The 13747-nt window shown below is 34.5% G+C and carries 6 protein-coding genes; all 6 read left to right on the top strand.

Annotated elements, in window-relative coordinates; translation table 11 throughout:
- Positions 1–286 precede the first annotated feature (286 nt).
- Entirely contained in the window at positions 287–1963 is a 1677-nt protein-coding gene (gene asnB / locus AAYQ19_RS04135; protein WP_343534150.1) for an asparagine synthase B, read from the top strand.
- A 315-nt stretch (positions 1964–2278) separates the two neighbouring features.
- Positions 2279–3886 carry an asparagine synthase B gene (asnB, locus tag AAYQ19_RS04130; RefSeq protein WP_343534148.1) on the top strand — a complete coding sequence of 536 codons (1608 nt, stop codon included), beginning with the start codon at positions 2279–2281 and terminating at the stop codon, positions 3884–3886.
- 258 nt (positions 3887–4144) lie between these two features.
- Positions 4145–6889 carry a M16 family metallopeptidase gene (locus tag AAYQ19_RS04125; protein ID WP_343534142.1) on the top strand — a complete coding sequence of 915 codons (2745 nt, stop codon included), beginning with the start codon at positions 4145–4147 and terminating at the stop codon, positions 6887–6889.
- Between the two features lie 390 nt (positions 6890–7279).
- A complete protein-coding gene (gene gyrB, locus AAYQ19_RS04120; protein ID WP_343534140.1) occupies positions 7280–9220 on the top strand; it encodes a DNA topoisomerase (ATP-hydrolyzing) subunit B in 1941 nt (646 codons plus the stop codon).
- 112 nt (positions 9221–9332) lie between these two features.
- The gene (gene mdh / locus AAYQ19_RS04115; RefSeq protein WP_343534138.1) at positions 9333–10268 is read left to right on the top strand and encodes a malate dehydrogenase; all 936 of its coding nucleotides are present in this window, start codon (positions 9333–9335) and stop codon (positions 10266–10268) included.
- Positions 10269–10494: 226 nt separating this feature from the next.
- A complete protein-coding gene (gene secDF / locus AAYQ19_RS04110; protein WP_343534136.1) occupies positions 10495–13467 on the top strand; it encodes a protein translocase subunit SecDF in 2973 nt (990 codons plus the stop codon).
- The last annotated feature ends 280 nt before the right edge of the window (positions 13468–13747 follow it).

The following is a 13747-nucleotide window of genomic DNA, read 5'->3' as shown; positions in this document are numbered from 1 at the left end:
ACAACTTTCTTTCTTGTCTTTAAGAATTCTTCATAGATATTCGAATAACTCAAAATTTAATTCAAAAAAACAGATTAAACTTTAAATTTTAAAGCGGTTTTGGCCTCAAAATTGAAAATTTCAAGTTTAAGGCTTTTTTTGATGTTAAATTTTTACAATTTTAATGTAAATTGATTGTTTTGATTAATAATTGTAACTGATATTGTGTAATGTGTTTTTCAATTGTAACTAATACTTCATCTTTGCCTTATCAAATTAAAATTTACAAATAAAAATATAGAATATTATGTGCGGAATTGTATGTGCCTTTGATCTAAAACAAAAAGCCGAAACTTTAAGACCTCAAGTATTAGAAATGTCTAAAATCATTCGTCACCGCGGACCAGACTGGAGCGGAATTTACAGTAATGATAAAGCGATTCTTTCACACGAGCGTTTGGCAATTGTAGATCCAGCTTCAGGAAAACAACCTTTATTTACAGAAGATAAAAAGTTGGTTTTGGCTGCAAATGGTGAAATTTACAATCACAGAGATCTTCGCAAGCAATTTGAAGGAAAATATAACTTTCAGACAGAAAGTGACTGCGAAGTTATTTTGGCACTTTACAAAGAAAAAGGACCAAATTTTGTTGACGAAATGAACGGGATCTTCGGATTCGCGATTTATGATGTTGATAAAGACGAATATTTTGTCGCTCGTGACCATATGGGAATTATTCCTTTATATATCGGTTGGGATCAACACGGAACTTTCTATGTTGCTTCTGAGTTAAAAGCTTTAGAAGGATACTGTACAAAAATCGAATTATTTCCTCCAGGACACTATTTGTCAAGTAAAGACGGAGAATTTGTACAATGGTACAAAAGAGACTGGACGGAGTATGATGCAGTAAAAGACAATGAAACAAGCATTCCAGAAATTAGAAAAGCGCTTGAAGCGGCAGTTCATAGACAATTAATGAGCGACGTTCCTTACGGAGTTTTACTTTCTGGAGGTTTAGATTCTTCTATAACTTCAGCTGTAGCTAAGAAATTTGCTCAAAAAAGAATTGAGTCTGATGATACAACAGATGCGTGGTACCCACAATTGCACTCTTTCTCTGTTGGTTTAGAAGGTTCGCCAGATTTAGCAGCAGCAAGAAAAGTAGCAGATCATATTGGAACAATTCACCACGAAATCAAATTTACAATCCAAGAAGGTTTAGATGCTGTTCGTGATGTAATTTACAACTTAGAAACGTATGACGTAACTACAGTTAGAGCTTCGACTCCAATGTGGTTAATGGCAAGAGTTATTAAGTCAATGGGAATCAAAATGGTTCTTTCAGGTGAAGGAGCAGATGAGTTATTTGGAGGATATTTATACTTCCACAAAGCGCCAAACGCAAAAGAATTCCACGAAGAAAACGTTCGTAAATTAGGTAAGCTTCACATGTACGACTGTTTACGTGCAAACAAAAGTTTAGCTGCTTGGGGAATCGAGGGTCGTGTACCATTCTTAGATAAAGAATTTATGGATGTTGCTATGCGCATCAACCCACAAGATAAAATGATCAACAAGGAGCACCCGATGGAAAAATGGGTTGTTCGTAAAGCTTTTGAAGATATGCTTCCAGAAAGTGTTGCATGGAGACAAAAAGAGCAGTTTTCTGATGGAGTAGGATACAGCTGGATCGATACTTTGAAAGAAGTTGTAGCAAGAGAAGTTTCGGATGAACAATTGGCAAACGCTAGATTTAAATTCCCATTGCAGACGCCAACTTCAAAAGAGGAATATTACTATCGTTCTATCTTTACAGAACATTTCCCAAGTGATGCGGCAGCGTTATGCGTGCCTCAAGAAGCAAGTGTAGCATGTAGTACAAAAATCGCTTTGGAGTGGGATGAAGCTTTCAAAAACTTGAACGATCCATCAGGAAGAGCGGTAGCAAACGTTCACGATGATGCTTACGTGAAAGCATAAACAAGTTAATTTATTAGATTTAGTATATATTTTTTCGAAAAACGTTCTCAATTCAGAGGACGTTTTTCTTGTCTTAAATTTAAGTTGTAATATTTCAAATAGTTACGAATTGTTTTTGACAATTATTAGGCTTTCTTTTTTATATTTGGCATTTGCCGAAATAAAGTTAAATGCCTGATATTATAATAAGATTGTAAAGAAAAAACAGAAAATAATATTTAGTTTTGCCACAGATTATAAAGTATAATCGTTTTTGCAGCTAGTTGGCTTCATATAGTGAGTTTGAAGAAAATATTAAGTAAAAAAAAGTAGAATATGTCTGGATTATTGGCCGTTATAGGCAAAGGAAAAGATCCTAAACTCGTACAAGAGCTTTCAGCGAGAATGTCACATCGAGGCCCTGATGAGAGTGATGTTCATATTATGGATAATGGAAGCGTGCTTTGTCACGAAAGTTTATCAATTGTTGATTTACAAACAGGCAAACAGCCTATTCAGGGAACAAATCGTGCATGGGTGATTCACGATGGTGAAATTTATAATTATGAGGAATTAAAAAGCACCGTCTTAAAAGAGCACACATTTAGAACCAATTCAGATTCAGAGGTTATTGTGCATCTGTATGAAGAATTTGGCTATAACTTCTGCAACAAACTTGATGGAGATTTTGCCTTTGTAGTAATCGATGGAGACGATTATATCGCAGGAAGAGATCCTATCGGAGTGAAACCATTATATTATGGATTGGACGAAAGAGGAAGAATTTATTTTTCTTCTGAAATGAAGTCAATTGCAGATCAATGCAAATCATTTTCAACTTTCCCTCCAGGGCACTATTATACAGCAAAAACTGGTTTTGTAAAATATTATCAACCAGAATGCGAAGACCATAAAAAAGCGGTTGAAAGCTTAGATTTGGGCTTGATTCGCGAAAGTTTGATTGAAGCGGTTCGCAAGCGTTTGCTTAGCAATGTTCCGCTGGGAACTATTTTATCTGGAGGTTTGGATACTTCTTTGATTTCTTCAATTGCTTCAAAACTTTTGAAGGAAAAAGGAGAAAAATTGCATACATTTTCTATCGGCTTAAATGCTGATGCGCCAGATAATATTGCAGCAAGAAAAGCTGCTGCGTTTTTAGGAACAGAACATCATGAAATTCATTTTTCTTTAGAAGAAGGAGTTGAGGTGCTGGAAAAAGTGATTTATTATATAGAAACTTACGATATTATCTCTGTACGTTCGAGTGTGCCGATGTATTTGTTATCAAAGGCAATTGCAGATCAGGAAATAAAAGTGTTACTTTCAGGTGAAGGAGCCGATGAAATTTTCGGGGGACATTTATATTTCAGAAACGCTCCATCAACAGAAGCATTTCAGGATGAAACCATAGAAAGAGTACAAAAACTTTTTACTGCTGATTTATTGCGTGTGGATAAAACGACAATGGCACATGGTTTAGAGGCAAGAGTTCCATTTTTGGATACTTCATTTTTAGATGTTGCCATCCGAATCAAACCGGAAGAAAAACAGCCAAAAACGTATGACGGAATTGAAAAATATATTTTAAGAAAAGCATTTGATACGGCCGAAGATCCATATTTGCCAGCTGAGGTTTTATGGCGTCAAAAAGAACAATTTTCTGATGGAGTTGGGTACAAATGGGTTGATGAATTGATTGAATATTGTGCTTCCCAAGTAACAGACGAGCAATTGGCTGGTGCAAGTGCAGAGTTTCCATATAATTCGCCAACAACTAAGGAAGCGTACTTGTACAGATCGATTTTTCATAAATTCTACCCACAAGTAAGCGCCGCGCAAACCGTGCGCAAATGGATTCCAAAATGGCAAGACAATCTTGATCCAAGTGGAAGAGCAAATGCTGCACACGTGAAAGTACCGGGTGTTGAGCTTTTGAAATCTTAATTTACAATTTGAAATAAGTTTTTTCAAACTTTAAAATATTGAACCGAGATAGTATATAATATTGCTATCTCGGTTTTGTTTTATTATGGATTTGAGTAAAGTTTGAATTTTTGTTAGTGTTGCGGATGATTTGCATTGAAAATTTAGGCCTTTTAACTAATTTATTAAAACTAAGTTAATGTTAATCTTTCGTGTTTAAGAAAAATACTATATTTGGTTACCAAGAATAATTTAATTCTAAACCATTAAACAAAATCTATGAAAAACTTATTACTAAGTGGAGCGTTGTGCTGCTCACTACTTTCGTTGAGTTCAGTTTATGCGCAAAAACCGGCGGCACCTAAGGATACGCCTAAATTTATTACCAACGTCGAAGGTGTCAAAGAATATTCTTTAAAAAATGGATTAAAAGTTTTGTTGATTCCTGATGCTTCTCAAAGCAATATGGTGGTCAATATTGTTTACAATGTAGGTTCTAGAAATGAAGGGTATGGTGAGAAAGGAATGGCGCACTTGCTAGAACATATGCTTTTTAAAAGTACAAAAAATTTGGGAGACATCAAAAAAATGCTTTCAGATAAAGGAGGAAATGCCAACGGAACTACTTGGTACGATCGAACAAATTATTATGAAGTTTTTCCATCAAATGATGAAAATCTGAAATGGAGTATTCAAATGGAAGCAGATAGGATGATAAACTCAACTATTCTGCAATCCGATCTTGATAAAGAGTTTTCAGTTGTTAGGAATGAATTCGAAATCGGAGAAAATAGCCCAGACCGAGTTTTGGAAGAAAGAATTACTTCGACAGCGTATTTGTGGCATAACTACGGAAACAGTACTATTGGAAGCAAAGAAGATATCGAGCGCGTAAAAGCAAATACACTTAGAGTTTTTTATGAAAGATATTATCAGCCAGATAACGCTACCTTGATTGTTGCTGGAAAATTTGATGAGCAGAAAACATTGCAATATGTTGGTCAGTATTTTGGGTCTATTCCAAGGCCTAAAAGAATTTTGGATAAAACCTATACAATTGAACCTGCTCAAGATGGAGAGAAATTTGTAGAGCTAAAAAGAGCTGGTGAAAGCAAAAATATGGGAGCTTTGTATCATACCGCTGCTTATGCTGATAAAGATTACCCTGCGCTAGATGCATTAGGCGAAATTTTGACGGCTGATCCTTCTGGTTATTTGTACAAATCTTTGGTTGAAACCCAAAAAGTTTCTAGCCTGTATTTTTGGCAACCAACAACAAGAGATGCTAGTTATATGTATTTTGGATTTGCGGTCGCAAATGATAAAGACATTAGAGCAACTCAAGATATTGTAAGGGCTGAATTGGATAAAATTGGCACCACACAATATACAGATCAAGACGTAAGCAGAGCTAAAGCTAAAATTATTAAACAAATTGAAGCAACTAAAAATAATACCATCTCATTTGCAATCAATCTGACAGAAGTTATTGGTTCTGGGGATTATAGACTGAATTATATATATCGTGATGCTATTGAAAAGTTGACAAAAGAAGATATTCAACGTGTTGCTGAAAAGTATTTTAGAAGCAACAACAGAACGGTTGGTATTTTTATTCCTTCAAAAGATGAACAAAGATTAAAATCTGTTGAGTATACAGACGATCAAATTGTAGCGCTTACTAAAGATTACAAAGGAAAAGCTTTAGAAAAAGAAGTGGCGGCTTTTGAAGCTTCAATCAAAAATTTAAAACAAAATTTGACTGAAGGGAAACTGACCAACGGAATGAAATACGGGGTGATTAAAAAGGAAATAAAAGGAGGAAAAGTTCAGGCTACTTTTGTTTTTCCGGTAAGCAACGAGAAAGATCTTTCTGGAAAATCAGATATAGGTGGTATCATGGCGCAACTATTGAAAACGGGAACAACTACAAAAAGCAAAGAACAAATTCAAGATCGCTTAGACCAGTTGAAATCGAGTGTTAATTTTAACTTTAATCATCAAACTTTATCGGTTTATGTAAGTACTTATAAAGAAAATTTTAAAGAGGTTATGGGGATTTTAGAAGATTTACTTCTTAATTCAACTTTTCCGCAAAATGAATTAACGAAAACAATTGCAGAGTATAATACTTATTTAGAAGGAAGCTTAAATGACCCTCAATCTATTGCATTTACCGAAATTGCAAGACAAACAACAAAATATCCAAAAGAAAGTATTTTTTATACGTCAACAACTCAAGAAGAAATAGACGCCTTTAAAGCTATAAAACAATCTGAAATTGTAGATTTTTACAAAAATATATTAGGAGGAAACAATGGTGTTGGAAGTGTAGTTGGAGATTTGGATGCAAAATCTACGGGTGAAATTTTGGAAAGTACATTTGGAAAATGGAATTCTAAATCGAAATACGAGCGCGCGACTCCGACTTTTTTCGAAACGCAAAAATTAGATAAAGACATTATTACTCCAGACAAAGAAAATGCAGTTGCTGTAGGAAGAGTTAGCTTTAAAATGGATACTAAAAATCCAGATTACCCGGCATTTGTGATGGCAAATGAAATTTTAGGTAGCGGTGGGTTTTTAAGTGCAAGAATTCCAATGAGGTTAAGAGAAAAAGACGGTATAAGTTATGGAGCTGGGTCTTTTGTCAATATTCCAATTGCAAATGACGTGGCATCATGGAGTTACTATGCTTTTTTAAATCCAACAAAAAAGAATGCTGTTGAAAATGCTGCAAAAGAAGAAATTGCAAAAGCATTAAAAGACGGATTTACGGCAGAAGAATTAAAATCGAACTTGGTAAGCTGGCAGAATGAAAGAAAAACCAGATTAGGAAGCGATGGTACTTTGATCAGTTTAGTAAATACTTATTTGCAATACGGAATTCCGCTTGAAGATTATGATGATCTTGAAGGCAAAGTAAAAGTGCTTAAAGTTGAAGACGTAAACAAGGTTTTGAAAAAATACTTAAGTCTAGATAAAATGACATCAATTTACGCTGGAGATTTTAATAAAAAATAAAGCATAGAAAATTCCAAAAATTAAATTCCAAATTCCAATTTTTAAACTTGGGATTTGGAATTTTTTATTTTAAAGTTTGGAATTTAATTTTTGAGTTGACTTTTAAACTTGAGATTTGGATTTATATTCAAAAGTTTGGAATTTGGAATTTTTAAAAATTGGAATTTAATTTTAGAGCTGATTTTTAAAATTGGAATTTGGAGTTTTTTATCAAAAAGTTTGGAATTTGGGATTTTAATAATTGGAATTTAATTTTTTGGCCGATTTTTTGATTTTTCAGACCATTCTGTTAATAACTTAAGCGCTTTAAATGGGATTTTAACGGATATATAATTTGCGTTTTTATATATTTGCGTGTTAGACAGTAAATACATTTTTAGAATAAATTATATGAGCGAAGAAATCAAGAAGAACAATTATTCAGCAGATAGTATTCAGGCATTAGAGGGAATGGAGCACGTAAGAATGCGTCCGTCGATGTATATTGGAGATGTAGGGGTTCGAGGACTGCATCATTTGGTTTATGAAGTTGTTGATAACTCTATTGATGAGGCGATGGGAGGGCATTGTGATGCTATTAGCGTTGCAATCAATGAAGACGGTTCAGTAACAGTTGAAGATAACGGTCGTGGTATTCCAGTTGATTTACATAAAAAAGAAGGAGTTTCGGCACTTGAGGTTGTAATGACTAAAATTGGTGCTGGAGGTAAATTCGATAAAGACTCTTATAAAGTTTCTGGAGGTCTTCACGGAGTTGGGGTTTCGGTTGTAAATGCACTTTCGGTTCATATGAAATCTACTGTTTTTAGAGAAGGAAAAATCTATGAGCAGGAATACGAAAGAGGAAAATCATTATATCCGGTAAAACAAATCGGAGAAACAGATAAAAGAGGTACACGTCAGACTTTCTTTCCAGACGATACAATTTTTACTCAAACAACAGAGTTTTCATACGACACGCTTTCAGCACGTATGCGTGAGCTTTCTTTCTTGAATAAAGGAATCACGATTACTTTTACAGATAAAAGAGAAGTTGACGATAAAGGCGAATTCAGAAGTGAAGTATTTCATTCTGATGAAGGTCTTAAAGAATATATTCGTTATTTAGATGGTAACCGTGAGCCAATTGTTTCTCACGTTATCAGTATGGATAATGATAAAGGAGAAATTCCAGTTGAGGTTGCTTTAATCTACAATACAAGTTATACAGAAAATATTTTCTCTTACGTAAATAATATCAATACGCACGAGGGAGGAACACACTTGCAAGGTTTTAGAAGTGGTTTGACAAGAACACTTAAAAAATATGCTGATGCTTCTGGTTTATTAGATAAATTGAAATTCGAAATTGCTGGAGATGACTTCCGTGAAGGATTGACAGCGATTATTTCGGTAAAAGTATCAGAACCTCAATTCGAAGGACAGACGAAAACTAAACTTGGAAACAGAGAAGTGGTTTCTCCGGTTTCTCAAGCTGTTGGAGAAATGTTAGAGAACTACTTGGAAGAAAATCCAAATGATGCAAAATTAATTATCCAAAAAGTAATCTTAGCAGCCCAAGCACGTCACGCAGCGAAAAAAGCGCGTGAAATGGTACAGCGTAAAACCGTTATGGGTGGCGGTGGATTGCCAGGAAAATTATCTGACTGTTCTGAGCAAGATCCAGCAAGATGTGAGGTTTACCTTGTCGAGGGAGATTCGGCTGGTGGAACAGCAAAACAAGGACGTGATCGTAACTTTCAAGCGATTTTGCCTTTACGTGGTAAAATCTTGAACGTTGAGAAAGCGATGCATCATAAAGTATTTGAAAACGAAGAGATCAGAAATATTTTTACCGCTCTTGGTGTAACAGTAGGTACAGCAGAAGATAGTAAAGCGTTAAATCTTGAAAAACTAAGATATCACAAGGTAATCATCATGTGTGATGCCGATGTCGATGGTAGCCACATTTCTACCTTAATATTAACGTTCTTCTTCCGTTTCATGAAAGAGCTAATTGAAGAAGGTCACGTATATATTGCGGCGCCACCTTTGTACTTAGTTAAAAAAGGAAACAAAAAAGAATATGCGTGGAATGATGTTCAACGTGACCAAGCTAACGAGAGAATGGGAGGAAGTGCTAATATTCAGCGTTATAAAGGTCTTGGAGAGATGAACGCGGAGCAATTATGGGAAACTACAATGGATCCGAACTTCAGAACATTACGTCAAGTGAATATTGATAGTTTGGCAGAAGCTGATCAAGTCTTCTCTATGTTGATGGGGGATGAAGTACCACCACGTAGAGAGTTTATCGAGAAAAATGCAGTTTATGCAAATATTGATGCATAAAATGAAAAATTAATAATTCCAATTCGTTTAATTGTTTAAATTTACTAGACAATTAAACGAATTGTCTTTTTAAGGAATAGACAAATATTAATAACCGATAAAGTAAAAAAATATGAAAGTTACCATTGTAGGAGCAGGAAATGTTGGAGCTACCTGTGCGGATGTTATTTCTTATAGAGGAATTGCAAGCGAAGTAGTACTGTTGGATATTAAAGAAGGTTTTGCCGAAGGTAAAGCGTTGGATATTATGCAATGTGCCACAAATACAGGTTTTAATACCAAAGTTTCTGGTGTTACCAACGATTATTCTAAAACTGCTGGAAGTGATGTTGTAGTAATTACATCAGGAATTCCGAGAAAACCAGGAATGACTAGAGAAGAGTTAATAGGCATCAATGCGGGAATTGTGAAAACAGTTGCTGAAAATGTGCTTAAATATTCTCCTAATACTATAATTGTAGTTGTTTCTAATCCAATGGACACAATGACGTATTTGGCTTTAAAAGCGACAGGCTTGCCAAAAAACAGAATAATTGGAATGGGAGGAGCTTTAGACAGCTCTCGTTTTAGAACGTATCTTTCATTGGCATTGGATAAGCCTGCAAATGATATTTCGGCTATGGTAATTGGAGGTCATGGTGATACTACAATGATTCCTTTAACGCGTTTGGCTTCTTATAATGGAATTCCAGTTTCGCAATTTCTTTCAGAAGAGGTGCTTCAAAAAGTAGCCGCGGATACAATGGTAGGAGGGGCGACACTTACAGGTCTTCTTGGGACTTCGGCTTGGTATGCGCCTGGAGCGTCTGTAGCTTACTTAGTAGACAGTATTTTAAATGATCAAAAGAAAATGATCGCGTGCTCAGTTTTTGTAGAAGGCGAGTATGGACAAAATGATATTTGCATTGGAGTGCCTTGTATAATCGGTAAAAACGGTGTTGAAGAAATCGTCGATATCAATTTAAATGATCAGGAAAAGGCATTATTTTCAAAAAGTGCAGATGCGGTTCGTAGCATGAATGATGCCTTAAAGACTATTTTAGTATAATAAAAACGGTAAAAAAAAGAAAAGGCTGCACTTTTGCAGCTTTTTTTTTGAGATTAATTAATAAATAAATTGGTTAATATTTTCGTTAATTATATATTTGCTCGGTTTAAAAAAAAATTGGTAATTCGTGATCTCGTATTTTTGTTTTAAAAAATCATGTCAGGGCTTATTTTATCAGGATTTAAAACAAAAACAAATAATAAAACTTAATTAATTTTTAGTAATAATGCAGAATAAAGGACTTATTAAATTTTTCGCAATTCTATTTGCATTGGTAAGTATTTACCAACTTTCTTTCACTTTTGTGGCAAATAATGTCAAAGGTGAGGCTAAAGCTTTTGCAGGAGATAACCCTGATAAAGAGCTAAAATATTTAGATTCTATTGGTAAAGAGAAAGTATTTGATCTTGGTTTTACTGATTATACTTATAATGAGATAAAAAACAAGCAGCTAAACAAAGGTCTTGACTTAGAAGGAGGAATTAACGTAATTCTTCAAATTTCTATTAAAGACGTTTTGAAAGGTTTAGCAAACAACTCTAAAAATCCAGTATTTAATAAATCATTAGCTGATGCAACTGCGAACTTAGAAGGAAATAAAACCTATTTAAATAAGTTTTTTGAAGCTTTTGAAGCAAATTCAAACGGAACTGTGAAATTAGCTTCGCCAGATATTTTTGCAAACAGAAGTTTACAAGGAGAAGGCGGAATTGATTTCCAAATGACTGATGCGCAAGCTCAAAAAGTAATTAAAAGAAAAGTTGACGAGTCTGTAGAAAGTGCTTACAAAGTATTAAGAGAGCGTATCGACAAATTCGGTGTAACACAACCAAATATCCAAAAATTAGGAGAAACAGGAAGAATCTTAGTTGAGCTTCCAGGTGCTAAAGATGTTGATAGAATCAAAAAATTATTGGGTGGAAAAGCTCAATTAGAGTTCTGGGAAACTTTTAAAATTGAAGAAATCGGAAACTTCTTAGTAGCTTCTAATGAGGCTTTGAAAAAGACTGAAGTTAAGAAAACTGAAACTAAAGCTGTTGCTAAAGATTCATTGAATGCTTTATTGACTGATGCTAAAGATTCTGCAGATGTTAAAAAAGGAAACAATCCATTATTTGACAAAATGATTGGTCAAGGTGGTGGACCAGTTTTAGGATATTTTGCTCCAAAAGATACAGCTACTGTTAATGCTTATTTCAAAAGATCAGATATCAGAATTTTATTGGGTGCTGACCAGCATTATGCAAAATTTGTTTGGAGCAAGCCAACTACTTTAAAAGATGCTAAAGGTAAAGAAGTTGAAGCAGTTGAATTATATGCTTTGAAAGGAAACAGAGATAACGCGCCAGCTATGAGCGGTGGTGTTGTAACTGATGCAAAAGATACTTTTGACCAATTAGGAAAACCAGCTGTTTCTATGCAAATGAACAGCCAAGGTGCTAAAGTTTGGGAAGAATTGACAGGAAGAGCTTTTGCTCAAAAAGGTTATATTGCTATTGTATTAGATGATATCGTTTATTCTGCTCCTGGTGTAACTAGCGGACCAATCGCTGGAGGAAGATCTGAAATTACAGGTTCTTTTGATGTTGCTGAAACTAAAGATTTAGCTAACGTATTAAATGCAGGTAAATTACCAGCTTCTGCAGATATTATCCAATCAACTGTTGTTGGTCCATCTTTAGGTCAAGCAGCTATTGATGCAGGTACAATTTCTTCTGTATTAGGTTTCTTATTAGTTTGTGTTTGGATGGTATTCTATTATGGTAAAGCAGGTTGGTATGCAAACCTTGCATTATTATTGAACTTACTATTCTTATTCGGAATTATGGCAAGTTTTGGTTTCGTATTGACATTGCCAGGTATTGCAGGTATCGTGTTAACATTAGGTACTGCGGTAGATGCGAACATTATTATCTATGAAAGAGCAAAAGAGGAATTGCGTGAAGGTAAGTCATTGGCTGAAGCTGTTCAAGCTTCTTACGGATGGCATGGTGCAATGCGTTCTATTATTGATGCTAACGTAACTCACGTTTTAACTGGAGCTATCTTATTCATCTTCGGAACAGGACCAATTAAAGGTTTTGCATTGACATTGTTAATTGGTATCGTAACTTCATTGTTTACATCGATCTTTATTGCTAGAATTTTTATTGACAGAAACATCGCTGGTAAAGCTGATTTGACTTTCTGTACAAACATTACTAAAAACTGGTTTACTAATTTCCACTTTGACTTTATCAAAATCAAAAAATTCACTTATATCTTCTCTTCAATTGTAGTAGTTGTAAGTTTAGTTTCGATCTTCTTCGTTAACGGATTAGATGAAGGTGTTGATTTTGTTGGAGGTAGAACTTTCCAAGTTAAATTTGAAAAACCGATTGATGCTACTGTAGTTTCAGATGAGTTATCTGCGGCTTTTGGAACTCCGGTTGAGGCTAAAGTTTTAGGTGATGATGATCAATTGAAAATCACTACTAAATATAAAATTAAAGAAGATGGTGTTGCTATCGATGAGGAAGTAAACCAAAAATTATATGCTGGATTACAGAAATATTTCCCAAATACTACTTACGATAAGTTCATCAACTCTTTTGATGGAAAAAGAGTAGGAGTATTGCAAGCTTCTAAAGTTGGAGCTTCTATTTCTGAAGATATCAAAACGAACTCTTACTGGGCAGTTCTTGGTGCAATGGCAGTTATTTTCTTATACTTAATGGTTTCTTTCCGTAAATGGCAATATTCATTAGGTGCGATTGCAGCTGTTGCGCATGACGTAATCTTTGTATTAGGAATCTATTCTTTATGCTACAAGTTCATGCCATTCCACATGGAAATGGATCAACACTTTATCGCTGCGATTCTTACGGTAATTGGTTACTCTATGAACGATACTGTAATTGTATTTGATAGAATTAGAGAGTTTATCATAGGAAACCGTAAAGGAACTTTTGAAGATATCGTAAATGCTTCTATTAATACTACATTATCAAGAACGTTGAATACTTCATTAATGATGATCATTGTATTGTTGACGATGTTTATCTTTGGTGGTGAGTCAATCAGAGGATTTATCTTCGCTATGTTGATTGGTATTATTGTTGGTACTTATTCTTCATTATTTATTGCGACACCAGTATTGGTTGACACGATTTCAAGTGAAGATAAACACACAATTGAAGACAAGCATAATAAGGCTTAATTAACCTTATTTTTAAAATAGAAAAAGATCCAGTGAAAACTGGATCTTTTTTTTGTGCCTTATATTATTTGAGACTTTTGTTTCTCAAGTACAAGCATTTAGAATTTTGATTAGAATTACATTTAAAGAGTGATTTTGCTTGCTCTGTATTCCGTTTAAATTAGATTCGGTTAATTGTTTAATTAGAGCTTTGTTGAAGAACTTTTGAAAACAAAAACTTCTAGTCTAGCCCCGATGGGAGCGGCATCCTTTTTCCTGCTTCTTTAGCAGGGAAAAGATA

It is taken from the genome of Flavobacterium mesophilum, assembly GCF_039581405.1.
In the GTDB taxonomy this organism is placed as follows: Bacteria; Bacteroidota; Bacteroidia; order Flavobacteriales; family Flavobacteriaceae; genus Flavobacterium.
Note: the sequence above shows the minus strand (reverse complement) of the source record. Positions and strands in the feature narration are given on the sequence as shown.

Excerpts from the sequence above, each read along its gene's own strand:
- asnB (WP_343534150.1), top strand. The coding sequence starts at position 287 with ATGTGCGGAATTGTATGTGCCTTTGATCTAAAACAAAAAGCCGAAACT.
- asnB (WP_343534148.1), top strand. The coding sequence starts at position 2,279 with ATGTCTGGATTATTGGCCGTTATAGGCAAAGGAAAAGATCCTAAACTC.
- AAYQ19_RS04125 (WP_343534142.1), top strand. The coding sequence starts at position 4,145 with ATGAAAAACTTATTACTAAGTGGAGCGTTGTGCTGCTCACTACTTTCG.
- gyrB (WP_343534140.1), top strand. The coding sequence starts at position 7,280 with ATGAGCGAAGAAATCAAGAAGAACAATTATTCAGCAGATAGTATTCAG.
- mdh (WP_343534138.1), top strand. The coding sequence starts at position 9,333 with ATGAAAGTTACCATTGTAGGAGCAGGAAATGTTGGAGCTACCTGTGCG.
- secDF (WP_343534136.1), top strand. The coding sequence starts at position 10,495 with ATGCAGAATAAAGGACTTATTAAATTTTTCGCAATTCTATTTGCATTG.